This is a genomic window from Mesorhizobium sp. B2-5-13, from assembly GCF_006440535.1.
GTDB classification, from domain to species: Bacteria; Pseudomonadota; Alphaproteobacteria; order Rhizobiales; family Rhizobiaceae; genus Mesorhizobium; species Mesorhizobium salmacidum.
On the sequence record NZ_VFUI01000001.1, the window covers coordinates 371,620 to 398,031 of the forward strand.

Annotated in this window: 23 protein-coding genes, 1 pseudogene and 1 riboswitch; of the genes and pseudogenes, 10 read left to right on the top strand and 14 right to left on the bottom strand. The window is 63.6% G+C overall.

Annotated elements, in window-relative coordinates:
* Window position 1 precedes the first annotated feature (1 nt).
* Both FJ434_RS01825 and FJ434_RS01830 read left to right on the top strand, forming a co-directional pair.
* Window positions 2-793 (top strand): molybdopterin-binding protein, encoded by a 792-nt coding sequence (locus FJ434_RS01825; RefSeq protein ID WP_140752435.1) that lies wholly within the window; start codon window positions 2-4, stop codon window positions 791-793.
* Window positions 780-1,094, top strand: a pseudogene (locus FJ434_RS01830) (GNAT family N-acetyltransferase); the annotation flags it as partial. The gene FJ434_RS01825 and the pseudogene FJ434_RS01830, both read left to right, overlap by 14 nt.
* Before the next feature lie 132 nt (window positions 1,095-1,226).
* Here FJ434_RS01830 and FJ434_RS01835 read toward each other — a convergent pair.
* A complete protein-coding gene (locus FJ434_RS01835; RefSeq protein WP_140752433.1) occupies window positions 1,227-2,228 on the bottom strand; it encodes a hypothetical protein in 1,002 nt (333 codons plus the stop codon).
* Between the two features lie 173 nt (window positions 2,229-2,401).
* Window positions 2,402-2,488: riboswitch (glycine riboswitch) on the top strand.
* A gap of 149 nt (window positions 2,489-2,637) precedes the next feature.
* On the opposite strand from FJ434_RS01835, the gene gcvT reads away from it, so the two are divergent.
* The 3 genes from gcvT to gcvP are packed head-to-tail and all read left to right on the top strand — an operon-like array spanning window position 2,638 to window position 6,938.
* Window positions 2,638-3,735, top strand: a complete 1,098-nt coding sequence (gcvT, locus tag FJ434_RS01840; RefSeq protein ID WP_140752431.1) for a glycine cleavage system aminomethyltransferase GcvT — start codon at window positions 2,638-2,640, stop codon at window positions 3,733-3,735.
* A gap of 5 nt (window positions 3,736-3,740) precedes the next feature.
* A complete protein-coding gene (gene gcvH, locus FJ434_RS01845; protein ID WP_140752429.1) occupies window positions 3,741-4,109 on the top strand; it encodes a glycine cleavage system protein GcvH in 369 nt (122 codons plus the stop codon).
* Window positions 4,110-4,127: 18 nt separating this feature from the next.
* Window positions 4,128-6,938, top strand: a complete 2,811-nt coding sequence (gcvP, locus tag FJ434_RS01850) for an aminomethyl-transferring glycine dehydrogenase (protein WP_140752426.1) — start codon at window positions 4,128-4,130, stop codon at window positions 6,936-6,938.
* Here gcvP and FJ434_RS01855 read toward each other — a convergent pair whose 3' ends face one another.
* The 10 genes from FJ434_RS01855 to cpaB all read right to left on the bottom strand — a co-directional run bounded on the left by FJ434_RS01855 (window position 6,939) and on the right by cpaB (window position 17,086).
* The gene (locus FJ434_RS01855) at window positions 6,939-8,138 is read right to left on the bottom strand and encodes a GGDEF domain-containing protein (RefSeq protein ID WP_246676036.1); all 1,200 of its coding nucleotides are present in this window, start codon (window positions 8,136-8,138) and stop codon (window positions 6,939-6,941) included.
* A 149-nt stretch (window positions 8,139-8,287) separates the two neighbouring features.
* Entirely contained in the window at window positions 8,288-8,761 is a 474-nt protein-coding gene (locus FJ434_RS01860) for a tetratricopeptide repeat protein (protein ID WP_140718242.1), read from the bottom strand.
* Window positions 8,762-8,898: 137 nt separating this feature from the next.
* Window positions 8,899-9,729 (bottom strand): hypothetical protein, encoded by an 831-nt coding sequence (locus FJ434_RS01865; protein ID WP_181166123.1) that lies wholly within the window; start codon window positions 9,727-9,729, stop codon window positions 8,899-8,901.
* A gap of 88 nt (window positions 9,730-9,817) precedes the next feature.
* On the bottom strand, window positions 9,818-10,780 hold the full coding sequence (locus FJ434_RS01870; protein ID WP_140752424.1) for a type II secretion system F family protein: 963 nt from the start codon (window positions 10,778-10,780) through the stop codon (window positions 9,818-9,820).
* A gap of 1 nt (window position 10,781) precedes the next feature.
* The gene (locus FJ434_RS01875; RefSeq protein WP_140752422.1) at window positions 10,782-11,747 is read right to left on the bottom strand and encodes a type II secretion system F family protein; all 966 of its coding nucleotides are present in this window, start codon (window positions 11,745-11,747) and stop codon (window positions 10,782-10,784) included.
* Window positions 11,748-11,752: 5 nt separating this feature from the next.
* On the bottom strand, window positions 11,753-13,174 hold the full coding sequence (locus FJ434_RS01880; protein ID WP_140718238.1) for a CpaF family protein: 1,422 nt from the start codon (window positions 13,172-13,174) through the stop codon (window positions 11,753-11,755).
* Entirely contained in the window at window positions 13,171-14,379 is a 1,209-nt protein-coding gene (locus FJ434_RS01885) for a response regulator (protein ID WP_140752419.1), read from the bottom strand. Before FJ434_RS01885 ends, FJ434_RS01880 begins: the two co-directional genes overlap by 4 nt.
* A 33-nt stretch (window positions 14,380-14,412) precedes the next feature.
* Window positions 14,413-14,682, bottom strand: a complete 270-nt coding sequence (locus tag FJ434_RS01890; protein WP_140752415.1) for a hypothetical protein — start codon at window positions 14,680-14,682, stop codon at window positions 14,413-14,415.
* A gap of 4 nt (window positions 14,683-14,686) precedes the next feature.
* On the bottom strand, window positions 14,687-16,072 hold the full coding sequence (locus FJ434_RS01895; protein WP_246672983.1) for a type II and III secretion system protein family protein: 1,386 nt from the start codon (window positions 16,070-16,072) through the stop codon (window positions 14,687-14,689).
* A gap of 90 nt (window positions 16,073-16,162) precedes the next feature.
* Window positions 16,163-17,086 (bottom strand): Flp pilus assembly protein CpaB, encoded by a 924-nt coding sequence (cpaB, locus tag FJ434_RS01900; protein ID WP_246672981.1) that lies wholly within the window; start codon window positions 17,084-17,086, stop codon window positions 16,163-16,165.
* 237 nt (window positions 17,087-17,323) lie between these two features.
* On the opposite strand from cpaB, the gene parE reads away from it, so the two are divergent.
* Both parE and FJ434_RS01910 read left to right on the top strand, forming a co-directional pair.
* Window positions 17,324-19,381 (top strand): DNA topoisomerase IV subunit B, encoded by a 2,058-nt coding sequence (parE, locus tag FJ434_RS01905; protein ID WP_140752413.1) that lies wholly within the window; start codon window positions 17,324-17,326, stop codon window positions 19,379-19,381.
* Window positions 19,382-19,425: 44 nt separating this feature from the next.
* Entirely contained in the window at window positions 19,426-21,495 is a 2,070-nt protein-coding gene (locus FJ434_RS01910; protein ID WP_140752411.1) for an FUSC family protein, read from the top strand.
* Here FJ434_RS01910 and FJ434_RS01915 read toward each other — a convergent pair.
* Window positions 21,492-22,613, bottom strand: coding sequence for a DUF2336 domain-containing protein (locus FJ434_RS01915; protein ID WP_140752409.1), 1,122 nt, complete (start codon window positions 22,611-22,613; stop codon window positions 21,492-21,494). The genes FJ434_RS01910 and FJ434_RS01915 overlap by 4 nt on opposite strands.
* A gap of 149 nt (window positions 22,614-22,762) precedes the next feature.
* Between FJ434_RS01915 and FJ434_RS01920 the strand changes: the two genes are divergently transcribed.
* Both FJ434_RS01920 and FJ434_RS01925 read left to right on the top strand, forming a co-directional pair.
* Entirely contained in the window at window positions 22,763-23,215 is a 453-nt protein-coding gene (locus tag FJ434_RS01920) for a MaoC family dehydratase (protein ID WP_140752437.1), read from the top strand.
* On the top strand, window positions 23,215-24,096 hold the full coding sequence (locus tag FJ434_RS01925; RefSeq protein WP_140752407.1) for a CoA ester lyase: 882 nt from the start codon (window positions 23,215-23,217) through the stop codon (window positions 24,094-24,096). Before FJ434_RS01920 ends, FJ434_RS01925 begins: the two co-directional genes overlap by 1 nt.
* Before the next feature lie 3 nt (window positions 24,097-24,099).
* Here the strand turns inward: FJ434_RS01925 and FJ434_RS01930 are convergent, their stop codons facing one another.
* Both FJ434_RS01930 and FJ434_RS01935 read right to left on the bottom strand, forming a co-directional pair.
* Entirely contained in the window at window positions 24,100-24,708 is a 609-nt protein-coding gene (locus FJ434_RS01930) for a flavin reductase family protein (protein ID WP_140752405.1), read from the bottom strand.
* The gene (locus tag FJ434_RS01935; RefSeq protein WP_140752403.1) at window positions 24,709-25,293 is read right to left on the bottom strand and encodes a nitroreductase; all 585 of its coding nucleotides are present in this window, start codon (window positions 25,291-25,293) and stop codon (window positions 24,709-24,711) included.
* 153 nt (window positions 25,294-25,446) lie between these two features.
* Here FJ434_RS01935 and FJ434_RS01940 point away from each other — a divergent pair, with 153 nt between their 5' ends.
* Window positions 25,447-26,409 carry a hypothetical protein gene (locus FJ434_RS01940; protein WP_140752401.1) on the top strand — a complete coding sequence of 321 codons (963 nt, stop codon included), beginning with the start codon at window positions 25,447-25,449 and terminating at the stop codon, window positions 26,407-26,409.
* Window positions 26,410-26,412 lie beyond the last annotated feature (3 nt).

A 26,412-nucleotide genomic window follows, 5' to 3' on the forward strand; every position in this document is an offset into this window, starting at 1 on the left:
AATGACGAAATTTCAGATCAGCCGCAGGAAATTCCTGGCCGCAGCCAGCCTAGGCGCTTCCGGCGTCATGCTGTCGGGCTGTGACGCCTTCGACAGTCAGCTCAGCATCGGCAGCGGCCTGCGCAGTTTCCTCGAAAATGCCAACGGCCTGACCCACAGGGCACAGCGGTTGCTCGGCGGCGGCAATTCGCTGGCGCCGGAATTCACCGAGGCAGATATCCGCCAGCCGCAACGGCCGAACGGCGTGACCGCGCCCGATGACGACACCTACAAGAACCTGCTCGCCAACAACTTCTCCGACTGGCGTCTGGAGGTTTCAGGCCTCGTGGAAAAGCCGCTGTCGCTTACCCGCGAGCAACTGATGAACATGCCGAGCCGCACCCAGATCACCCGTCACGACTGCGTCGAAGGCTGGAGTTGCATCGCCAAGTGGACCGGCACGCCGCTGGCGCTGGTGCTCGACCAGGCGGTGGTCAAGCCGCAGGCGCGCTATGTCATGTTCCATTGCCTCGACACGATCGACCGCAGCCTGTCGGGCGACATCAAATACTACGGCACCATCGACCTGATCGACGCTCGCCATCCCCAAACGATCCTCGCCTATGGCGTGAACGGCAAGCCGCTGCCGGTCGAGAACGGCGCGCCGCTGCGTGTCCGCGTCGAGCGCCAGCTCGGCTACAAGATGCCGAAATATCTCTACAAGATCGAACTGGTCGACGGCTTCGCCAATGTCGGCGGTGGCCGCGGCGGCTATTGGGAGGACAATGGCTACGACTGGTATGGCGGCATCTGATGGTCCCCGCATACAGGCCGAGCACGACCTGTCGCCCGTCGAATTGAGTTCGCTCGAGGAACGTCTCCATCGCGACAATCGGCGTGTAACGGACCGCGACGATGACCGAAGGCTGATCTTTGTCATCCGCGATGATGCGGGACACGCGATCGGAGTTGCCGCCGGCTATTCCTGGGCGGGCGCGTCCGAGCTCACGTTGATGTGGATTGACGAGGCTCACCGCGGTCGCGGCTACGCAAGGCAACTGCTCAACGCTTTTGTCGCCGAGGCCGCGGATCGCGGTGTCAAGAAGATCTGGGCCTCCAGCCACCACTTCCAGGCACCAGGCCTCTATGAAAAGGCTGGCTTCAAGCGGATGGCCGAACTGGCGGGATGGCCCGAAGGCCATTTTCAATATCATTCTTTGCAGAACGATAGCAGCGGACGGTGCGGCTTAGGCTACCTTGTCGAGCAACGGCTTCAGCGCCGGGTGGATTTCCGGCGAGGCATGCTTGATCAGGGTCAGCAATGCGCGCTCATTCTCGTACAAAGGCCGGTCCGCCCCGATATGCTCGATTAGCCATCCGGCTTCACCGGCATCGATCGTCTCGGCCCGACGGGCCAGCGCCTCGGCTGCCCTGTTCTTGGCTTCCCATTCGGTCTCTACGTCGTCAGGAGAGCGATAGGCCTCTATGATGCCGGCAAGGCCGCCGGAGACCATGCGGCTGAAAAAACCGGCGATTTCCGGATCGGCATGATCGAGGAAGGTTTCCTGGCGCAGCGCCACCTCGCGGGTAGGCGCCTCGTAACCGGCCGAGTACATGACGAAATTGGCGATCGCCTTGACGAACAAGTCGTTCCAGGACGGATCGTTGTTGGCCTGGGCCGTCCGCTCGTTGATCCTGAACAGCACCTCGGCCTCGGCCCGGGTGATGGCGATGTTGCCGTCGCCGCCATGGGCATGGAGGATGCGGCGCAGAAGCTCGACTTCGGCCCTGGCGATCAATCCGGGCACCAGCGCACCGCCGAGCATCAGCGGTCCCTTGCCGTCAACGACGGCGTGGGCGACCTGCTCCAGCGCATAGACGCAAAGCCGGCTCGGCGAGGATTTCGCCTCTTCCAGCACATGGACCAGCAATTCGAGTTCGGTCCGGCTGTCGACCAAGCCGTCGCGCGAAATCGTGCGGACCAGCCAGTCGGCATTCTCCTGCGAAATGTAGCCCGAGGGCTTTTCCTGATGGACGATGTAGTCGGTGACCGCCTCGACGAAGAACGGTGCCCATTCCGTGCATTTGTCCCGAGCCGTCTGGTCGAGCGCGAACAAGGCCTCGGCTTCACCCCGAGTCACCACCCCGTCGGCGAACACGTCGCGGCGCAGCATCACGACATCCTCTGAAACGATGCGGTTCTTTGAAGTCAGCCCCGCCACCGCAGCGCTCATGATCAATTCGCCCATCTGTCGTCCCCGTCCGCCCCAACGCGTCACATTGGCCTGCTATATCAGGAGTATCTTGAAAAACCGGCAAACGGCGTGGTTAGCGAAGACTTGTCAGAACGATGTCGCTGGGAGGTGACAAGGTGTCGCCGACGGGCTATGGATGGCGCGTCGAGGGCTCAGGGTTTGAGTCCTACCTGTTTGCGGGAGAGAGCAGCGAGAGCTGCCGCCGAAGGGGAAATCGCCCGAAATCTCTCAGGCAAAAGAACCGTAGACGGGAAAGACACTCTGGAAAGTCGGGGCTTGCCCCCGCGCCGAAGGTGTAAGCGCCGCTGACAGAGTTCCGGCTGCGCGAGTCTCTCAGGCTTCAGACAGAGGGGCACGGACTGGTCGCCATTCGCGGCCGATTGCGTGCGACTCTGGAGACAACATGACGGGCGACGATAGACACCTTCCCCTCGAAGATATCCATGCAGCGGCCGGTGCGCGCTTCGGCGCCTTTGCCGGCTGGTCGATGCCGCTGACCTATCCGGCCGGCGTCATGAAGGAGCATCTTCACACCCGCGAACATGCGGGCCTGTTCGACATCTCGCACATGAAGCTGTTCGAGGTCAGCGGGCCAGACGCCATCGCGCTGCTCGACCGCGCCTGCCCGCTAGACGCCGGCGCGCTCGAAATTTCGCAATCCAAGCTGACCTTCTTCCTCAATGAGGTGGGCGGCATTCTGGATGATCTGATCGTCACCCGGCTCGGCGATACGAGGTTCATGGTGGTCGCCAACGCCGGCAACGCCGTCGCCGACGAAAAGCATTTGCGCGCGCTGGCAGCCGATTTCGATATAAAGGTCGAGCCTCTCGATCGCGTCTTCCTGGCCATCCAGGGTCCGGAAGCCTGGGCGGCACTGTCCCGCGCCGGCCTCGAAACCGGCTCGCTGCTGTTCATGCACGGCATCGAGCCGCGAAAGAACTGGTTCATGAGCCGGTCCGGTTACACCGGCGAAGACGGTTTCGAGATCGGCCTGCCGGAGGCCGATGCAAGAGAACTCGTCGCCAAGCTGCTCGAGGACGAGCGTGTGCTCTGGATCGGTCTTGCCGCGCGCGACAGCCTGCGGCTGGAGGCAGGCCTCTGCCTGCACGGTCAAGACATCACGCCGGAAACCGACCCGGCCGCGGCGGCGCTTATGTGGGCAATCCCGAAAGAGATCCGAGCCTCAGGCACCTTCATCGGCGCTGATGCCTTGCGCGCCGTCGTGGAACGAGGCCCGGCGCAAAAGCGCGTCGGGCTGAAACCTCAGGGTCGCCAGCCGGTGCGTGCCGGCGCTTCTCTGTTTGACACCGACGGCAACCCCGTCGGCCATGTCACATCGGGCGGCTTCGGCCCCTCGGCCGGCCATCCGGTCGCCATGGGCTATGTCGCCACCCCGCTGGCCAAGCCCGGAACGCGGGTCTTCGCCGACGTGCGCGGCACGAAGATCCCGATCGATGTCAGTTCCCTGCCCTTCACTCCTCATCGCTACCGCAAAGGATAGACCCCATGGCAAAGATCTATTTCACCGCCGATCACGAATGGCTCAGCGTCGAGGGCGGCATCGCCACGGTCGGCATCACCGACTACGCGCAGGAGCAGCTCGGCGATCTCGTCTTCGTGGAACTGCCGGAAACGGGAAAGAAGCTCGCCAAGGGCGATACCGCCGTCGTGGTCGAATCCGTCAAGGCGGCCTCCGACGTCTACGCGCCGGTCGATGGCGAGATCACCGAGGCCAACAGCACGCTGTCGTCCGACCCATCGCTGGTCAACTCGGCGGCAACCGGCGCCGGTTGGCTGTGGAAGATGAAGCTCGCCGACGAAAGCCAGCTCGCCAGCCTCATGGATGAGACCGCCTACAAAGCCCATATCGCCTGACATCAGGAATTTACTGACATGACCGCAGCACCCTACCCCTTCTCGGCCCGCCACATCGGGCCCGGCCTTGCCGACGTCAGAGCCATGCTCGCCGTCCTCGGTGTTACCTCGGTCGAGACGCTGATCAGCCAGGCCGTGCCGAGATCGATCCGCCTCGACCAGCCGCTGGCCCTGCCGGAGCCGGCCAGCGAAGCCGAAGCGCTCGCCGAATTGTCGACGATCATGGCAAGGAATACCGTGCTGAAGAGTTTTATCGGTGCCGGTTACCACGGCGTCCACGTGCCGCCGGTCATCCAGCGCAATCTGTTCGAGAATCCGGCCTGGTACACCGCCTACACGCCCTACCAAGCCGAGATCAGCCAGGGCCGGCTCGAAATGCTGTTCAATTTCCAGACGCTGGTCACGGAACTGACCGGCCTGCCGGTGGCATCGGCTTCATTGCTCGACGAGGCGACAGCGGTCGCCGAAGCGGTCGGCATCGCGCTACGCCACCACCGCGACAAGCGCACCAAGGTGGCACTCGCCGGCACGCCGCACCCGCAGACGCTGGATGTGGTGCGCACCCGCGCCGAGCCGCTCGGCATCGAGATCGACGGCGAGACGATCGACGACAACACCGCAGCCCTGCTCGTCTCCTGGCCGGACACTTTTGGCGTCTATGGCGACCACAAGGCGGCGATCGAAAAAGCGCGCGCCACCGGCGCCATTATCGTCTTCATCGCCGACCCGCTTGGCCTGACGCTGACCGACGCGCCGGCGAAACTCGGCGCCGACATTGCCGTCGGCCCGATGCAGCGCTTCGGCGTGCCGATGGGCTTTGGCGGCCCACACGCCGCCTATTGCGCCGTCTCCGACAAGCTGACACGGCTGATGCCCGGCCGCCTGGTCGGTCAGTCGACCGACAGCAAGGGCCGTCCCGGTTATCGCCTCGCCTTGCAGACACGCGAACAGCACATCCGCCGCGACAAGGCGACGTCCAACATCTGCACCGCGCAAGCGCTGCTTGCCAATATGGCGACCGCATACGCCATCTGGCATGGCCCGGCGGGCCTGCAGGCGATCGCCGGGCGCATCCATGCGCTGGCCAACCGCCTGGCGAGCGGCCTCAAGGCCGCGGGTGTATCGGTGCTCGGCTCCAGCCGTTTCGATACGGTGACGGTGGAGGTCAAAGGCAAGGCCGCCCGGATCGCCGCCGCCGCCGAAAAGACCGGCCGGCTGCTGCGTGTGCTCGACGCCGACCAGGTCGGCATCAGTTTCGACGAGACCTCGACCGATGCCGACCTCGATGCGATCGCGGCTCTGTTCGACGCCAAGGCTGCTTCTTCCGCCGATAGCACGGTGCCCGGCAAGCCGCGCGGCAAGGAGTTTTTGACCCAGCCGGTCTTCCATGAGAACAAGTCGGAAACCGAGATGATGCGTTTCCTGCGCCGGCTGGCCGACAAGGACCTGGCGCTCGACCGCGCCATGATCCCGCTGGGCTCCTGCACCATGAAGCTCAACGCCGCGGCGGAAATGACGCCGGTGAGCTGGCCGGAAATCGCCAATTTGCATCCCTTCGCGCCATCAGCGCATTCGGCCGGCTACCGCGCCATGATCGGCGAACTGGAGGGCTGGCTGTCGGAGATCACCGGCTTCGACGCCGTGACGTTGCAGCCCAATGCCGGCAGCCAGGGCGAATATGCCGGGCTGCTCGCCATCCGCGCCTATCACCGCTCGCGCGGTGAGGGTCATCGCACCGTCTGCCTGATCCCCTCCTCCGCGCATGGCACCAATCCGGCGAGTGCCGCGATGGCCGGCATGAGCGTCGTCGTCGTGCGCTGCCTGGAAGACGGCAACATCGACATGGACGATATGCGCGCCAAGGCCAACGAGCATTCCAGGAATCTCGCGGCGCTGATGTTCACCTATCCATCCACGCATGGGGTCTACGAGGAAGGCGCGCGCCACCTCTGCGCGCTCATCCATGAGCATGGCGGCCAGGTCTATTTCGACGGCGCCAACCTCAATGCCCTGGTCGGACTTGCCCGTCCCGGCGACATCGGCGCCGACGTTTGCCACATGAACCTGCACAAGACCTTCTGCATCCCGCATGGCGGCGGCGGACCGGGCGTTGGTCCGATCGGCGTCAGGGCGCATCTGAAACCCTATCTGCCCGGCCATGTCACCGAAGGCTCGGCGCATGCCGTGGCAGCCGCTCCCTTCGGCAGCGCTTCCATCCTGCCGATCACCTGGATGTACATCCGCATGATGGGCGCTTCCGGCCTGAAGCAGGCGACCGAGACGGCGATCGTGTCCGCCAATTACGTGGCGACGCGGCTCGCGCCGCACTTCCCGCTGCTTTACAAGGGCAGGAGCGATCGTGTCGCCCATGAATGCATTCTCGATACCCGCGTGCTCAAGGAGAGCGCCGGCATTAGCGTCGAGGACATCGCCAAGCGCCTGATCGACTATGGTTTCCACGCGCCGACCATGTCGTTTCCGGTCGCCGGCACGCTTATGGTCGAACCGACCGAGTCCGAGCCCAAGCGCGAGTTGGACCGCTTCTGCGAGGCCATGATCGCCATTGCCGGCGAGGCGGCGAAAGTGGCCAAAGGCGAATGGCCTTTGGCCGACAATCCGCTGGTCAACGCCCCGCATACATCGGCTGAGGCGCTGGCCGGTCAATGGAGCCACCCTTACTCGCGCCTCGAGGCGGCCTATCCCGCCGGCGACGCCGACACAGCGGCAAAGTACTGGCCGCCGGTATCGCGCATCGACAATGTCGCGGGAGACCGCAACCTGGTCTGCTCCTGCCCGCCGCTGTCGGACTATCTGGGTGCGGCCGAATAGCTACGCGGAGCGCAAGGCCGATTTGACCGGGTCGGCCTTGTCCATGCCTTTGCGGCTGATGACGCAATTTCGCCCCGCACGCTTGGCGGCATAGAGCATGGAGTCGGCCCTGGCCAGCACCTCGTCGAGGGTGCTGCCGTCGGCTTCGCCGAATCCAATCCCGCCGCTGACCGTGCTGCGCAAGGGACCGAGCGGGGTGGGCACGATTTCCGTGCCGAAAGCGACGCCGATCTTGCTGGCAAGATCATAGGCGCGCTCTTCCGTCATCCTCGACATGACGATCGCGAACTCTTCGCCGCCCAAGCGAAAGGCGTCAACCCCGGTCCTGGCATATTTCCTGATGACGGCGGCGAAGCGGCAAAGGACCTGATCCCCGACCGGATGTCCATAGATGTCGTTCGTCCGCTTGAAGTGATCGAGGTCAAACATGACGATCGCCATGAACGGGCCGAAGGTGCGCTCGCCATAAAGCGACGTCAGACCGCGACGGTTCATCAGTCCGGTCAACGGGTCGGTCATGGTCTCGGCCTTGAGCTCGATCTGCGCCTGCAAATGATGGAGCGAAAGCGTCAATGCGCCGAGGCCGGTCATACAGGCCACCGCCACGACCGAGTTGAGGCGTTCGGCCCAATTGTCGGGCGCGACGCCGAGCGTCCACTGCCCTTTGGTCATCAGAACCACGCCGCAGAGGGCAAACGACAGCGCACAGGTGCCGCTCAGGAACGACACCACCAGCAGGATGCGGCGATCATGACTGCCGTTGATCCAGAACATGGCTCCGATCGTCGAGAGCAGCGCGGTAACCGTCGCGTAGGTGATCACGAAACCGATACCGTCAAGGCCCATGAAGGTCACGGCCGCACAGATAGCCATGGCGGCAAATGTCGGAGCAATCGCACGCCTGTGGTCCGGCACACCGAGATATTGCATGGCCGAAATGCAGATAATCAGAAAACCCAGGCTGAGCAGCGCCAGCGCGACCTGGCAAAGCAGCGGATCTGGCTCCCTGGTATAATGCCAGAACAGGATCACATGCGCGACGAGCACGAGAATGCCGCATGCCACCGTCAGCACGAATCTGGCCCGCGGCGCGGTGGCCCAGATCGCTAACATGGTGACACTGAGACAGACGCCCGACAGCGCGGCTGCGAGCAGGAGCGAACTGAAATCCAGCATATCGGGCGGGGGCCTCTCGAGCATCGGCGGTTGCGCCGCATCCTAGGTCAGCGGCAGCCCTCGGACATGGTTTTCAGGCGATCTCTCGACCCAACCTGCGGATACGGTTTACAAAGCGTCGATGCCACCTGTCCCGAAACCGCACCCCGGGCCGGCGCGAGGATCAAACGGCATCAGCCCTTGTTGAGCAAGGCGAGATTGGCGTCGACGACGGCGGGGTCGGCCATACCGGCCTTCGCCTCCAGCAGCAGCGCCCTGGCCTTCTTCTTGTTGCCGCGCAAAAGTTGCGAATAGCCCATGTTGTTGACGATCTGCGGTTTGCGGCCGGCGACCTTCACAAGCTGGCCATAGGCGCGGTCGGCGAAGTCGAAGCGGCCGAGTTCGTCATAGGAAGCGGCAAGCCCCATCCAAGCCTCGGCATTGTCGGCCTTCAGTTCGACGGCCTTGCGGAAATGCGCTTCGGCAAGACCATAGTTGGCATCGCGAAACTGTGCCTTGCCTTGCGCCAGGTCGGATGTGTCGACATCCTTCGCTGCCGGCCGGATCGCGGTGGTCTTGGTCGTGTCGACGTTATTGTTCGTCGTGCACCCGGTGATCATCAGGACGGCCGCCATCGTGACCACCGCCGCAAATTTTATCTGACGCATACCCTGCCCCGTCGCCCGATTTGCCGGGTCGTTCTTCAGGGAAAGACACTACAGCACAGCGATTAAGCTTCGGTGCCGAAATGCGCCCAAGTTTTGGTTTCCGGCACACCAGCCATTAACCATCGCCAGCGGCGTTCTCACGGCTCCAGGGCCTTGAGCGTCGCCGGAAGCTGATAGTGGTTGCCGTCATAGCGCAGCCGGTAAGTCCGCTTCACGGACTTGCCGGGGTGGGATTGGCACCCGCCATTCTTGTCGGGAGCGGGTTCGTCGGTATTCATTCGCGCGGTCACGGTGATATCGTGATAGCCCTGATGGCTCGCCCGGCTCATCGCCAGGCTGACCTGGCTAGAATGAAAGGATCCGGCGCAATTGGCATCGCCTTCGCCGCCAAAGCCGGCCACGTCGAGGCCATCGAGCACCATCCGTAGCGCATCGCCATCGATGGCATAGAGTCGCAGGTCGGTTTCCCTGAAGGGATTGGCCTGCGAATGAGTTGCCATGTCGATGCGCAGGCCGAAGGCGGTGATTTTGGGCGCCAGCTGATAGCGGCCTGCATCGAATCCGATGCCGCGGATGGCGATGGCATCATCGTTCATCAGCCCGGGCTGGAGCAGGCGCTGGCGCACCTGCTGGTTCTTCCTGTCGACGACCAGAAGCTCGATATCGCCTATATGCATGTCGCCGACGGATTGGGCGCTGTCGATCAGCGGTACCGCGACCAACAGCAGTTGGTCATGGGCGGGCCAGATCTTGCAGACCAGCCTTGGCGTGTCGTAGCCCGGAGGCGTCAGGGCGATGCTGGTGTGAGGTTCGAGCGTGAACGAGGCGCCGTCGGCGCTCTTGCGGGCCTTGGGATAGGCCTGCTGCACCAAGGCGGCGGCATCGCCGCAATCGCCGGCCGCGGCCTGGGCCGGCGGCAAGCTGGCCGCGGCGAGGCCCAGCAAGAGGGTGGGCAACAGTATTCGCATGGACTTCTCGTTTATTCGCGGACTTTGCGGGTCCGATGTATCACTTCGACGGATGTTTGCATGCCTGATTACGTCGACGCGGCGCCCTTTAGTGACCCGTCATTTTGACGATGATGGGAATGACAGCGATCATCAGAACCACCGGCAGGATGCAGACCACGACCGGCACGGACATCTTTGCCGGCAAGGCATGCGCCTTCTCCTCGGCCAGCGACATGCGCTTGTGGCGCATTTCATCGGAAAACACCCTGAGCGCGCCCGACAGGCTGGTGCCTAGTTCCTTCGACTGCTGCAGGAGCGTGGCGAAGGAGCGTACCTCGTCGAGGCTGAGGCGATCGGCGAGCGCCTTCAGCGCGTCGTCGAGGCTGCGCCCCGCCCGAAGCTCGAGCGATACGAGCTGCAGGTTCTGGCTGAGCGAAGGATAGGTCCTGGCGAGTTCTTTCGAAACGCGCTCGACGCCCGCTTCCATGCTCATGCCGGCATCGGAGCAGACGATCATCAGATCCATGAAATCGGGGAAGCCATTGCGGTATTCGCGCATCTTTTCCCGCACCTTCTGGGTCAGTACCAGGCCCGGCAGGAAATAGCCGGCAGCGCCCGACAGGATGATGAAGGTCCACCGGCTGGTCATGGTCGCGTCCGGGCTGGCCATCCACCGGTTGAGCACGAAGACGGCGAACGTCGTGCCGATCATTGCCGTGAACCGGATGAGGAAGAACATGCCGACGGCGCGCGGCTCCATGTAACCGGCCTGGATGAGCTTCAAACGCAGGCGGGCAACATTTTCCGGGTCGCTCTTGGCGTAGAATTCCTGCGCCCTCTTCACCGCTTTTTCGCGCACGACGCCGCTGTTCTTCTTCTGCGCGGGTTCGGGCTTGGCCACCACCGGACCGTGGTCGACCTTGAGCCGGCGCATGACCTCGTTGCGGTCGCCCCTCGCCGCCACCATCGGCCAGGCGACCGCCGCGGCCCCCACGGCCAGCAACAGCATGGCGACCGGCATCAGCGACGTCGGCGCGAGGGAGGCGAGGAATTCGATGACCCCTTGCATGTCAGAACCTGAAGTTCGACATCTTGAACATGATCAGATTACCCAGCATCAGCCAGCTAACCGATCCGCCGATCATGTACCATGTCTTCGGAACGCCCCAGACGTCGCTGTAATATCCCGGCATCATGGCCATGATCGCGGTGAACAGCAGCGCCGGCACGGCCGTCAAAATGTAGGCCGAGAGGCGGCCCTCGCTCGAAATGGCCCGCACCTTGCGGCGCAGCTTGCCGCGTTCGCGGATCGTCGTCGACAGCCCATCGAGGATTTCGCGCAGATTGCCGCCCGAGCTGGTCTGGATCGAGACGGCGGTGACGAACAGCGGCAAATCCTCGTGGCCGACCCGGTCGAAAAGCGAGTTCAGCGCCGAGACAAGGTCGGAGCCATAGGTGACTTCGTCGGCAATGACGCCGAATTCCGTGCCGATCGGATCGGGCATCTCGCGCGACACCATGGCAATGGCCACCGGCACCGGGTGACCGGCCTTGAGGCCGCGCGTGATCAGTTCCAGTGCCTCGGGCAGTTGGATGCCGAAACGCTTGAGCCGGCGCTTGCGCATGGAGCGCATCGCCATGACCGGCAGCAGCGGCATCAGCACGACAACCAGGATGAGCCCCATCAACAGCGGCAAGCCGCGCGAGATGGCGAACAGGGCCACGGCCATCGCCACGCCGCAGGTGATCATCAGGAATTTCGAGAGCGGCATGGCCATGCCCGACTGCGTGCGCAGGGCACGGAACCGGCCGGGCGAGAACAGCGACGTTCCCGCGTCGAGACCGCGCTCCTTGCGCAGCTGGATCAGCACCTGTTCCTGGCTGATCTTGTTTTCCTGCAGCTTCATACGCCGGTTGATGGCGGTTCGCTTGTCGCTACGACCGGCATAGAGCAGGTAGACCGCTTCGGCGACCATGATGCCGGTCAATGCGGCCCCGGCATAGACGACATAGATCGCGCTGAACCCATCGAACACCCCGGCTACTCCTGCGGCCGGCCGGGTTCGAAATAACGTCCGGGAAACTCGATGCCCATCGCGCGCAGATCTTCCAGAAAACGCGGTCGTATGCCGGTCGCCTCGTAGTAGCCAAGGATCTTGCCATCAGCCTCCATGCCGGTGCGCACGAAGCGGAAGATCTCCTGCATCTGGATGACATCGCCTTCCATGCCGGTCACCTCGGCGACGCTCGTCACCTTGCGCTTGCCGTCGGAAAGCCGGGTCAGTTGGACGATGATGTCGATGGCGCTTGCGATCTGGCTGCGGATCGACTGCACCGTCATTGGCATGCCGGTCATGCCAAGCATCTGCTCCAGGCGCGAAATACAATCACGTGGCGTGTTGGCGTGGATGGTCGCCATCGAGCCTTCGTGGCCGGTGTTCATCGCCTGCAACATGTCGAAGGCTTCCTCGCCGCGGCACTCGCCGAGGATGACCCGGTCGGGACGCATGCGCAGCGCGTTCTTGACCAGGTCGCGCTGTTTGAGCTCGCCATGGCCTTCGATATTGGCGGGGCGTGTTTCCATGCGCGCGACGTGCGGCTGCTGCAATTGAAGCTCCGCCGCGTCCTCGATGGTGATCAGCCGCTCGTCTTCCGGAATGAAGGCCGACAGTGCGTTGAGCATCGTCGTCTTGCCGGTGCCGGTACCGCCCGAAATGATTGTCGTCTTGCGGGCATGCACGGCCGCCGCCAGCACTTCGGCCATGTTCTGTGTGATGGCGCCGAATTCGACCAGCCTGTGCAGGCCAAGTTTGTTCTTGGAGAACTTGCGGATCGACACCAGCGGGCCATCGACGGCCACCGGGCGGATGGCTGCGTTGAAGCGCGAGCCGTCCAGCATGCGAGCGTCGACCATCGGCTGCGATTCGTCGACCCGGCGGCCGACGGCGGCCACGATCTTGTTGACGATTCTGAGCAGATGCGCCTCGTCCTTGAACGGGATATGGACCTGCTGCAGCTTGCCCTTCTTTTCGACGAAACAGTTCTGATGACCGTTGATCAGGATATCGTTAATGTCGGGATCCTTGAGCAGCGGCTCGAGCGGGCCGAGGCCGACCATCTCGTCGACGATATCGTCGACCAGCGCGTCGAGTTCGGCGGTGTTGATCGCCATCCGCTCCTGGCGGGTCTTTTCCGACACGAAATCATGCACTTGCCGGCGCATTTCATCCTTGGGCAAGCGCTCCAGCGCGACCAGATTGATCTCCTCGAGCAGCATCCGGTGGATGCGCACGCGGGCATCGAGCACCTTGTTGGCATTCTTTGCCGGTGCTGCTTCCGGTTTCGCCGGCAAAGCCTTTCGGCTGGTCGGGATGACGACGGCATGATGCGCGACCGGTGTTGATTCCGCCGGACGCTGCGGGCGCGCGTCACGGTTCTGCAGGGTTGAGAAACGGCTGGTCATCCAGCTTTCCTTTTCAAGAGGCCCCTGCCGAAACCGAACAGCGACTTCGACTTGCTCGCCGTCGCCACTGCCTCTTCCGGGAGGATGATCTTCTTCAGGTCGTTGACGACATTGGCATTGGGATCGATCTCGTGCAGCGGCACGCCGCGATCGACCGCCTCGCGCACCAGCCGGTAGTTGTTGGCGATGCCGCCGACAAAATGCTCACCAAGGATTTCCTGGACATCCGCCTGCTTGATGCCGTTGTCGAACATCTTCTGCTCGAAACGGTTGACGATCACGTTCGGCTTCACTTCCTTGCCCGCGGTCTCGTAGACGGCCTGGATCAGCCGCTGCGTATGGCGCAGGCACGGCACCGTCATTTCGGCAACGATGTAGAGCTTGTTGGAACCGAGCAGCACCGTTTCCGTCCACGGAAACCAGGTGCGCGGCATGTCGATGACGACATTGTCGAAATAGGCCGAAACGAGGTCCAGCATGCGCACCACGACATCGGTCTTGAACGAGCGCATTTCAGCCGGATGCGTCGGCGCCGCCAGCACGCAAAGTCCGCTGGCGTGCTTGGACAGCATCACATCGAGCAATTGCCGGTCGAGGCGCTCGGGCTGGTTCTCGATCTCGGTGATGTCGAAACGCGGCTCCAGATCGAGATATTCGGCGCAGGCACCTTGCTGGAAATTGAGGTCGACCACACAGGTCGAGGCGCCGCGCGTCACCGAATGATGCAGCTGGAACGCGGTCTGCAGCGCCAGCGTCGTGGTGCCGACGCCGCCGGCGGCGGGCATGAAGGTATAGATCTGCGATTCGGTGTTTTCCTCGCGCCCGGGCCCCTGCAACGCTCGCACGACCGAACGCACGAGGTCGGCCGTGGTGATCGGCTTGACCAGGAAGTCGGCGACCTTGAGCTGCACCAGGATGCGGACGGCGGCGGCGTTGAACTCCTGGGTGACCACGACCACCGGTACCTTGCCCTCGAGCCGGCGCATGACGCGCTGCAGGGACTCGATTTCTTCCAGTTTCGCCGCATCCATGTCGACGATAACGACGCCGAACTCGGCTTCCTGGACCTCGCCGCGCAGCTCGGTGACGTTCTTCTCAACCGTCATGAGCTGGATGATCTCGGAGGCGGCAAAGGCGGTCTTCGTGTCCTGCGCGAAGGTCCGGTCTGTCGATACGAGCAGGATCTTCTTGGTGCTGTTTGCCATTCTCGCCGCCTGTGAGGTCGATCGCCGTCTGGATCAGTTGCCGGTGGTGGTTTGCGCTGCCTTGGCGCCGGCCGCCTGATCGGGTGTGACCGGTTCGGCGGTTCCGCGCTTGGCGGGCACGAGAAGCCTCGTGTTCTGGACCCCATACTTCCACGGGTCCACCATCTGCATGACGGTGTTGGCCGCCTGCGCCTCACCGGCGACTGACGTCACGCCTTCGCTGCGCAGATAGTCGTCGCTGGTGCAGCCGCTTGCAAAACCGGCAAGAAGCAGGGCGATGCTCGATCTCAGGACCAGACGCATGATTTCAGTCCTTCGGCAGGTCGAGGAAATGACCGACTTTGGTCGCGGAAGCGCCCCGCACGGCGCTGCCGTCAGCCAGCGCCAGCGCACGGTTGGTGTCCGACGCCTTCACCTCCTCGGTGTTGTTGAGGAAATAGTCGACGTTGCTGGCGGGCTGCGTGCCATCGGTCGGCACAGCCAATTTCTTCGACGGGTCGACCGGCTTGACCAGATAGGGTGTGACGATGATGACCAGGTCGGTCTCGCGCCGCTGATAGGATTTCGACGAGAACAGCGACCCCAGCACCGGCATCTTGCCGAGACCGGGAATGCGCGACGTGGTGATGTCGTTCTGGGATTGCAGCAGCCCGGCGATCATGAAGCTCTGGCCGTTCTTCAGGTCGACCGAGGTCTTGGCGCGGCGCACGATGAACCCCGGCACCGAAATGTTGCCGATATTGTAGGACGCCGAAGCGTCGATCGAGGAGACTTCCGGCGCGATGTCGAGGCTGACCAACCCGTCCTTCAGCACGGTCGGGGTAAAGTCCAGGCTGACGCCGTATTTCTTGTAGCTGACGGAGATCTTGCCGTTGTCCTCGGAAACCGGGATCGGGAATTCGCCGCCGGCAAGAAAGCTCGCCGTTTCGCCGGATCGGGCAATCAGGTTCGGTTCGGCCAGCCTTCGGGCAAGGCCGCGCTCCTCCAACGCCTTGATGGCGATGTCGATCGAGACGCCATTGGACAGCAGCCGGCCAATGATCTCGCCAGTCCCCGCCGCCGGCACCGAGCCCGGATCGAGAGAGACATCGCGACCGCCGAAGCCGTAGGCGAAATTGGCGCTGTATTTCGCGCCCAGGTCCTGCCCGGCCTGGCGGTTGATCTCGACGAAGCGGACATTGAGCTGGACCTGCTGCGACGAGGAGATATTGACCGAATTGATCACCTCCTCATTGCCGGAGAAGCGGGTGGCGATCTTGTTGGCCTTTTCGGCAGCGACCGCGTCATCCGCCTCGCCCGACAGCACCACGCGGCCATTGGCCGAGCCGACCTTGATCTTGGCGTCCGGCACGCTGGCACGGATGGTGCTCGCCAATTGGTCGGTGTCGAGCGTCACTTCGATGTCTACGGTGCCGACGAGCTGCTTCTTCTCGTCGAACAGCGCAATGCCGGTGGTGCCGAGATTGTTGCCCAGCACATAGAAGGATTTGTCGGTCAGCGGGTTGACGTTGGCGATCTCCGGATCGCCGATGACGATCTGATAGAAGGCCGCGCTCGTCATGATCGTCTTGGGCTTGCCCTTCGCGACCTTGATCGAGGCATTCCTGGTCGACGAGACATAGACGATGTCGTTGTCCGCCCTGGCCGCGCCAACGAAGGCGAGCATGCCGCTCGCGGCCAGTGAAGCCGCCATGGCCAAGGCGCGCACGAAACGCAACAGATTCGTCATTCGATATAGGGTGTGCATCACCATGATCCCGTCCCGCCCGGTCCCCACCGGTCTTTACTTCTGGTCCCGCGAAGGGACTTGGTATTCCTCGGCCTGCGTGCCGCGCGTCACGATGACCGTCTTGAATTTCGGCTTCTCCGGCTCCTTGGCGATGGCATCGAACAAGGAGCCGGCGGCGGCCTGGGCATTGGAAGCCACGGATCCGCCGAAGGACGAGATGGTGGTGACGCCGTTCTTGCCGTCGCCGCCTTCGCTGGCGGAGCGCAGCGACAGCGACAGCGTGCCTACCGTGCGGGCAAGCGCCACTTTTTGCGCGCCTTCGGTCGTCACCTCGAGGGTCACGGAATTGGCCACCTGCGGCGTCGTCTGGCGCTCGTCGGCGCCCTGCCCGACGCTCAGCACCTTGGCGTCGGCAACGACGATCTCCGAGGTGATGGTCGAGCCGGCCGCGCCTTGCGCGTTCTTGGCGACTTCCTGGATTTCGCCGGCATCGCGGGTGAGCACGACATCGACCCGGTCGCCCGGCGTGACGAAGCCACCGACCCCAGCGATCTCGTCGGTGCGGATGGTGACCGCCCGCATTCCGGGCGTCAGCATATTGGACAGCGTCGCGCGACCGTTCGGTCCCGACAGCTTGGTGAGCAGCAACGGCTCATTGACCTCGATCGGCGACAGCACGACCCGGCCCCCTTCGCCGAGCAATCCATCGATGGTGGCAAAGGCCCCCTGCGGCAGGGACTCCTGCGGCCACGGAATTTCGCTGAGCTTGGCGCGGTCGAGCTCCATGCCATAACGCAACGGCGCATTGGCCACCACGATGGTCTTGAACTCTATTTTGGGTGCTGGAGCGGAGATCGACGCCGTTTTCTCCTGGGCATCGGCCTTGGCCTGGCTCTTGACCCAGAAATCCGCGGCAAAGATCGAGATCGCGCCGAAAACGGCGGCGATGCCGATCATCGTTATGGCCTTGCCCCTCACGCCGAAACCCCTGATGCCCGTCGTTTCTTGTTATGTTGGGCTCACGCTAGTCCGCATTGGTAAAGAATCGGGAATCTTGTGCGGTGGCATTCGACCGATTTCCGCCTGCTTGGTTATCGAATGGTTTTAGGGTAAGAGGGGTTAAATCCCCGAACGTAACAGGAACCTCCGTCGCCTGGCGCCGAAAAGCGTGGCAGTATCGACGGGTGATTCGCAGCACCGGACCCTATGGTTGGCATGGACGACAACAACGATCTCTTCGGCAATGTGGGCAAGCAGCAGCAACCGGTTCGCACGCCGGCGCGCCCGGCCGACCCGCTGGTGCAAGCGGCCGCCAGGCGCCCGGCCGCTGCCAAGGATGGCAGCGAGGGGTACAGCGCCGCCGACATCGAGGTGCTCGAAGGCCTGGAGCCGGTGCGCCGGCGGCCGGGCATGTACATTGGCGGCACAGACGACAAGGCGATGCACCATCTGTTCGCCGAGGTCATCGACAATTCGATGGACGAAGCGGTTGCCGGCCACGCCACCTTCATCGATGTCGAGCTTTCAGCCGATGGTTATCTCACTGTCACCGACAATGGCCGCGGCATCCCGGTTGATCCACATCCGAAATTCAAGAAGCCCGCGCTCGAAGTCATCATGACGACGCTGCATTCGGGCGGCAAGTTCGATTCCAAGGTCTATGAGACATCAGGTGGCCTGCACGGCGTCGGTGTTTCCGTCGTCAACGCCCTGTCGGATCATCTCGAAGTCGAAGTCGCGCGCGGCCGCCAGCTTTATCGCCAACGCTTTTCACGTGGCATTCCGATAAGCGGTCTGGAGCACCTGGGCGAGGTGCACAACCGCCGCGGCACCAGGACGCGTTTCCACCCCGACGAGCAGATTTTCGGCAAAGGCGCGGCATTCGAGCCGGCGCGTCTCTACCGCATGACGCGTTCGAAGGCCTATCTGTTCGGCGGCGTCGAAATCCGCTGGACCTGCGATCCCTCCCTGATCAAGGAAAAGGATCAGACACCGGCCAAGGCGGAATTCCATTTCCCCGGCGGCCTCAAGGATTATCTGAAAGCGTCGCTCGGCGACGAATTCCAGGTGACGCGCGAAATCTTCGCCGGCAAGAGCGAGAAGCAAGGCGGCCATGGCTCGCTCGAATGGGCGGTGACCTGGTTCGGCGGCGACGGCTTCATCAATTCCTACTGCAACACCATCCCGACCGGTGAAGGCGGCACCCACGAGGCCGGCTTCCGCAACGTGCTGACGCGCGGCCTGCGCGCCTATGCCGACCTCGTTGGCAACAAACGCGCTTCGATCGTCACCTCGGAAGACGTCATGATCTCGGCCGCCGGCATGCTGTCGGTGTTCATCCGCGAGCCGGAATTCGTCGGCCAGACCAAGGACAGGCTGGCGACGATCGAAGCGATACGCATCGTCGAGACCGCGATCCGTGACCCGTTCGACCATTGGCTGGCCGACAATCCGCAGGAAGCCTCGAAGCTGCTCGACTGGGTGATCGCGCGCGCCGATGAGCGGGTGCGCCGCCGCCAGGAAAAAGAGGTGTCGCGCAAGAGCGCTGTGCGCAAGCTGCGCTTGCCGGGGAAGCTCGCCGATTGCACGCAGAACGCGGCGGCAGGTGCCGAACTCTTCATCGTCGAAGGCGATTCCGCGGGCGGCTCGGCAAAGCAGGCGCGCGACCGCGCCAGCCAGGCCGTCTTGCCGCTGCGCGGAAAAATCCTCAACGTCGCCAGCGCCGGCAATGACAAGCTGGCCGCCAACCAGCAGATATCGGACCTGATCCAGGCGCTCGGCTGCGGCACGCGGTCAAAGTACCGTGACGAGGATTTGCGCTACGACCGCGTGATCATCATGACCGACGCCGACGTCGACGGCGCCCACATCGCTTCGCTGCTGATCACCTTTTTCTACCAGGAGATGCCGGCGCTGGTACGCGGCGGCCATCTCTACTTGGCGGTGCCACCGCTTTACTCGATCAGGCAAGGCGGCAAGGTCGCCTACGCCCGCGACGACGCGCACAAGGACGAGCTTCTGCGCACCGAATTCACCGGGCGCGGCAAGGTCGAGCTCGGCCGCTTCAAGGGCCTGGGCGAGATGATGGCTGCGCAGCTCAAGGAAACCACTATGGACCCGAGAAAGCGCACGTTGCTCAGGGTCGATGTGAACGAAATCGATTCTGCCACCAAGGACAGGGTCGATGAGCTGATGGGCACCAAGCCCGAAGCTCGCTTCCGCTTCATCCAGGAACGCGCCGAATTCGCCGAGACGGAAGTGCTGGATATCTAGCCGTTGGCGAATTTAGCTTGCGTTCCTGACATGGAGACCAGCATGTGACCTGGGCGCGGCTGAAAACCTATTTCGAGACGAGCCTGGCCGGGCTGACGCAACCGACGCGCTCCGACTGGATTTTCGCCCTGCGCACCGTTTTAGCCGGCATGATCGCGCTTCTCGTCGCCTATGCGCTGAAGCTCGACCATCCGCAATGGGCGATGATGACGGTGTTCATCGTCGCCCAGCCGGTTGCCGGCATGGTGCTGGCGAAAGGCTTTTACCGGCTGCTCGGCACGCTTGCCGGGGGTATCGCGGCAATCGGCATCACCACGGCGTTCGGCACCGGCCCCTGGATTCTGGTGACGGTGCTTGCAGTCTGGATTGGCATTTGCACCTTCGTCTCGTCGCTGCTGCGCAATCCCGAGGCCTATGGCGCCGCCCTTGCCGGCTACACCGCCATGATCATCGGCCTGCCCGCTTTCGGACAGCCGCATGTGGTCGTTGACCTCGCGGTCGCGCGTTGTGCCGAGATCGTGCTCGGCATCGTTTGCGCCGGCCTCACCAGCCGGCTGATCCTGCCAAAACTGGCCAGCGATGCCATTATCTCGCGGCTGAAACGCTGCATTCTCGACCTCGCCACTTACGCCGGCGGTGCGTTCTCCGGCGGAGACCGGGCAACCCTCATCGGCCTGCACCGGAAGCTTGTCGCCGACACCCAGACGCTTGGCGAAATGCGCGCCTATGCCAGGCTCGAAGCGGCGAGCTTCGCGCCGCGCGCGCATCCGGTGCGACGCACCATCGGACAGCTGCTCTCGGCCCTTTCGGCGGCGCGCGCGCTCTATTCGCATGCCGCTCCGAAGAACGCAGCCCTCATCCCGGTGCGCTCGGAGTTGCAAGCCCTTGTCAGCGAACTGGCAGCCAAGCCGGGAGCGCTGGACGACACCTCGCCCTGGTTGGCACTACTCGACGCGATCTCGATCAGAGCACGGCAAATACCCGATGCTTCGACCGAACAGGGTGAGGACAGGGTCGGCACCATCACCCGCCTCACCATAGCGGCCGATTTTGCCGAGGCGCTGAAACAGGTGCTTCGTGGCCTCGACGCTTTGCGCGCGCCCGTCAGCCGCCGACGAGGTCCCGGCAGCCGGCAGCCGGCCTTGGTGGTGCATCGCGACTATCCCGGTGCCGCGCGCAACGCCATCCGCGCGGCCCTTGCCACGTTGCTGGTCGCGGCTTTCTGGCTGACGACGAAGTGGTCGGAAGCGGCCGGCACCGTCATCCTCGTTGCCGTCGTCTCGAGCCTGTTTGCCGCTCGCCCCGACCCCGTGCAGGTATCCTGGGGTTTCTTCAAGGGAACGCTGCTCGCTTTGCCATTCGCCTTTCTCGTCGGTCAGATCGCGCTTCCCGCTCTGCCCGGCTTCGGCTGGTTCATGCTGTTCGTCGTGCCCATCATGGTGCCGGCGGCACTCGCCATGGCCAATCCGCGCTATGTCGGGGTGGCGACGGCCTTCGCCATCAACTTCCTGGCCTTCCTCAGCCCGCACCAGGCAATGACCTATGATCCCGGCCCCTTCTTCGCCGGCTCGGCATCGATCCTGGTCGGCATCCTGCTGGCAATCGGCGTCTTCATCGTCGTGTTGCCGGCGGACCCATGGCTGGCCGCCGACCGCATCGTGCGAGCCATGCGCGAGGATCTGGCGCGGCTTTGCCTGCATGAGCGCTTGCCGAGGCGTTCGGCCTTCGAGAGCCTCGCTTATGACCGGGTCAATCAGTTGATGCCGCTGGTGCAGAATTCCGGCAGGAAGGGTGAGGCGGTGCTGGGCGGCGGCGTCGCCTCCGTCACCGTCGGCCTAGAAATCCTGCGGCTGCGCACTGCGAGCCAAAACCATGCCATCCCATCGGAAACGACGCTTTCAATCGCTAACTTCCTGAGGGGATTGGCGCGCGAGCTGCTTTTCCGTGCCTCCGGCGATCCGCAAACAGCGACCATTGCCGTCGCCCGGCAGTACGCGGCAGGCATCGCCCAGCGAGACGCCACCGGCGACATGCTGCAAGTCGCGGCGTCCCTGCGCATTATCGCCGCGGCAATGGAGGATTTCCCGGATTTCTTCGCGAGGGATAAAACCTAGGCTGCGGCGATCGCCAGCGCATGGCCGCGTGCGTTCTCGCGCAGAGCATCAAGGTGGATCGACTTGACCAGGGCGGCGAGATCGCCTTCGGCGGATTGCCCGCCCAATTCCTTGAGCATCAGCCAGCTGACTTCCTGAACACCGGCGACGCGCTTACCGTTGGCAACCTCGCGCCAGATCTTCAGCGCACGCAGGATGACCGCATGCGTGGCGGCAGCCAGGCCTGCGCTGCGAAACAGCGCCTGCAGGGCCACATCGTGCCCGCCGGCCAGTAGCGCCCTCACCCGTGCTTCGGACTGCTGGCTGAACGCGACCAGCGCTGAGCCGAAGAAATCGACCTTGCCATGCGCGATGGTGCGGATCAGGAAGCTCGCGGTGAGATCGCCGCGCAGCCTGAGATGCTCGATCAGCGCCGTGTGCTCTTCCTGGCGCGTGCCTTCGATCAGCGTCACCGAGGCCTTGACGCAGGCGTCCCGCATGACGCGGTCGGCTCGCGCGGCTCCCATCAATGCCAGGACCAGCGGTGATGTCTTCAATGTCTCGCCGAGCTTGACGAGCAGCATATGCCGGCAGTCGGCAGGCAGGCGCGCGTCGGATATCAGCGCCTCGCGCACCAGAGGCAGATGGCCATGGCGTTCAGCCATGCGGCGGAAGCTGAGGGAGGCAATGTCGGCGCCGGTGTTGGCCAAAAGCACGGCGCAGGCCTCCGCCTCGCCGATCTCGGCGATGGCCGCCGCCAGCGCCATAGAGACGAGCGGCCGGTCGGCGATCAGTTTCTGCGTTGCCCTCTGGCTCCCCGCCACACGGTTGATCAGATCGGCGTCGGTGAGCAGCGGCGAGCGCGCCAGCACGACCCCGGCGACTTCCGGCTGGTCGGAGGCTAGCACGCTGATGATCTGCAGCGGCGCGTGGTGGCTCATCGAGAGCGCCTCGGCCATCGCCAGCCGCACCTTTGACGAGGCGTCGTCGAGTAGCAGCGTCAGCGCCGCCTCGGCGGCGCAGCGGTCCTCGAACGGCAATTCGGAATTGACATAGGCCCGGGCCAGCGCACTGGCGGCGGCGGCGCGCTCCGACACCCTGGCCGTGCAAATCCATCTCAAAAAATGCGAAACAACCATGCCGCCTGCTTACGCCCCTTGCCAGAACGTTCCTGGCCCCGTGGTGACGGTAGGCAGAAATGGTTTACGAACGGTTCACCATGTTCATTAACTGGCTTGCGAGCCTGGAAAGCAGCGCCTATCAACCCTTTGCAGCAGAGGAGCAGGACATGGCCGGGCTTTATCTCCAGGAGTTCGTCGTCGGCCACGTCTTCCAGCACACGCTGCGCAAGACCGTCACCGAAAGTGACAACATGCTGTTCTCGGTGATGACGCTGAACCCGCAACCGCTGCATATCGACTTCGACTTCGCCGCCAAGAGCGAGTGGGGCAGGCCGCTGGTCAACTCGCTGTTCACGCTCGGCTTGATGATCGGCATCTCGGTCAACGACATCACCGTCGGCACCACTGTCGCCAATCTCGGCATGAAGGAAACCGTGTTTCCGCACCCGGTATTTCATGGCGACACCATCCGCGTCGAAACAACGGTGATTTCGGTGCGCGAATCCAGGTCGAAACCCGATAGCGGCATCGTCGAATTCGAGCATCGCGCCTATAATCAGCATGGCGACCTCGTCGCCAAATGCACGAGACAGGCGATGATGCTGAAGAAGGCGGCCTGATGCGTTCGCTGCTGTTCGTTCCCGGCGATTCCGAACGGAAGCTCGAAAGGGGTTTTGGCGCCGGCGCTGACGTGGTCATCGTCGATCTCGAGGATTCCGTCGCGCCGCAGAACAAGGCGCCGGCGCGCGAGATCGCGGCGCGCTTCATCCTTGAACGCAGGGGGCAAACCAACTCGGCGATCTATGTCAGGGTCAACGATCTATCGACCGGACTGACGGATGACGATCTGGCGGCGCTCGTCGCAGCGAGGCCCGACGGCATCATGCTGCCCAAGTCGAACAGCGGCCAGGATGTGCAGCAGCTCGCGGCCAAGCTCAGGGTCCGGGAGGCCGAGAACGATCTGCCCGACGGTTCGATAAAAATCCTGCCGATCATCACCGAAACGCCGGCGGGTGTGCTGGCGGCGGCGACCTATGCGGGGACAAGCGCGCGGCTTGCTGGTCTCACCTGGGGCGCGGAAGACCTGTCGGCCGCGATCGGCGCGCGTGCGGCCCGCGACGATCACGGCGCCTACACCGATCTCTTCCGTCACGCCCGCCTGACGACCATCCTCGCGGCGGGGGCTGCGGAGGTCGCCGCGATCGACACCGTGTTTCCGAATTTTCGCGACATGGCGGCCTTCGCCGCGGAATGCGCCGAGGCCGAGCGTGACGGCTTCACCGGCAAGATGGCGATCCATCCCGATCAGGTGCCCGTTATCAACGCCGCCTTTACGCCCTCGGCCGAGGCGGTGAGACAGTCGGCGGCCATCGTCGCGGCGTTCGAGGCAGCCGGAAATCCTGGCGTCGTCGGCATCGACGGCAAGATGTTCGACCGACCGCACCTGCGGCTGGCCGAACGCCTTTTGGCACGCGCGAAGGCGGCCGGGACATCCACCTGACGGCTACTCCTTGCCCCAGCGCGGCCGGCGCATCGAAAAGACCTGGTCGACGCTGGCATAATCCATGTAGCCGAGACGGGCCACATTGCCGGCCTTGGTGATGTCGAACAAGCCGTCTTTCAGAAAGCTGTCATCAATGTGCACACCGACGACCTCGCCGGCGACGACGACGGCGCTCGTCGGCGTTCCGTCCAACGCCTTCGGGCGAAAGATTTCCGTCACTCGGCATTCGAGCGCCGCGGGTGCCGCCGCCACGCGCGGCGGCCTGACGAGACGCGAGGGCGCCATGGCGAGATCGGCATAGACGAATTCGTTGACGCCACGCGGCGCGTCGACGGACGTATAATTCATCTTCTCCGCAAGGTCGCGGCCGACGAGATTGGCGACGAACTCGCCGCTTTCCTGGGCAAACGAGGCACTGTCCTTCTCGCCCTCGGAGGAAAACCAGACGATAAAAGGCCGGGTCGAGACCGCGTTGAAGAAAGAATAGGGTGCGAGATTGATCTCGCCTGCCCCGTTCAGCGTCGAGATCCAGCCGATCGGACGCGGCGCCACGATGGCCTTCGAAGGATCGTGCGGCAGTCCATGCCCCTTCGCCGGTTCGTAAAACATTCAGCCCGCCCAAGGCCCGGCGTAATCGGCATAGAGTTTTGCCGAATCGGGCCGTGGCCGCTCCGGCGCCGGACCGGCATAGGAACCGATATGGATAAAACCGACAACGCGCTCCTGCGGCGCCAGTCCAAGAATCGCCCTGCCCTCCGGCACGTCGGAATACCAGTTGCTGATTATGTTCGTGCCATAGCCCAGCGCATTGGCCGCGATCATCAGGTTCATCGCCGCCATGCCTCCGGACAGGAACATCTCCCATTGCGGGATTTTTGGGTTCTCCCTGGGAATCGACACGACACCGATCACCAGCGGCGCGCGCGAGAACCGCGCCAGTTCCTGGTTGCGACGGCCCTCGGGCAGCGGACCTTCGCGCTGCTCGGCCAGGGCCGCCAGCTTTTTGCCGATCTCGATGCGGGCTACGCCGCGATAGAGGATGAAGCGCCAGGGTTCGAGCCGTCCATGGTCGGGCACGCGTGAGGCGGCGACAATCATCGTGGCGATATCGGCGTCGCTGGGCGCCGGCTCCTTGAGGTCGGGAATAGGCGCTGAATTTCGGGTCAGCAGGAAGTCGATGATCGGCGACGCCATGGGCGCAAGTCTCCTGGCACTCTGTTTTGAGCTGAAGCGCACCATCGCGAATTCGGGCGGCTCGGGCAAAGGCGCGCTAGCGCCGGGCTGAAGAGTCACGCATCGGACTCTTAAGCCTTGAAATTGCCACCGCCATGGGCTTCAACGCAAGGCATGTTTGAGGGGCGACTGCGTCTTTTCCTGATCCGGCTCTGCGCCGCGCTGTTCCTGCTGCCGGTCTCCATGGCTGTCGCGCAGGAAAAGGACGGCGTCAGCGACCTGAAACTTCCCGGAATTTCGAGCTATGCGACGCCGAAGAGCGAGACCCCGCTGGCGCTTGGCGGCGGTGGGGCCATCACCCTGTCGGCCCAGTTGACCAACAAAGGCACCGACATCACCCGCGGCCTCGTCTGGCGTGTCTTCAAGCCTGAAACCGTCAACGGCAAATTGCCGATGGTCGCCTCGGCGCATGGCGGCAGCGCCGTCTTCCAGCTCGAACCCGGCAGTTATCTGGTCCACGCCTCCTATGGCCGTGCCGGCGCCACCAAGCGCATCACCGTCGGCAAGGAAGCCAAGCGAGAAAGCCTGGTGCTTGATGCCGGCGGCCTGAAGCTCGACGCGGTTCTGTCCGGCGGCGTGCGCATTCCGCCGAAAAGACTGCGCTTTTCGATCTATGAGGGCACCGCCGACGCCAATGGCGATCGCGCGCTAGTCATTCCCGATGTCGAACCCAACAGCGTCGTGCGGCTCAATGCGGGCATCTACCACGTCGTCTCGACCTATGGCGCGGTCAACGCCGTCATCCGATCCGACATCCGTGTCGAGGCCGGCAAGCTGACCGAAGCCACCGTCGAGCATCACGCCGCCGAAATCACCATGAAGCTGGTGCGCGAGGCGGGTGGCGAAGCGATCGCCGACACCTCCTGGTCGCTGCTCAACGAATCCGGTGATCCGATCAAGGAAACCGTCGGCGCCTTCGCCTCGATGGTGCTGGCCGAAGGCGACTACACCATCATCGCCAAAAACCGCGACCGGATCTACCAGAAGGATTTCACGGTCGTTGGCGGGCAGAACCAGGAGATCGAGGTTCTCGCTACCGAAGCAGCGGCCATGGATCCGGAAGAAGGCGCCGACTAGCTT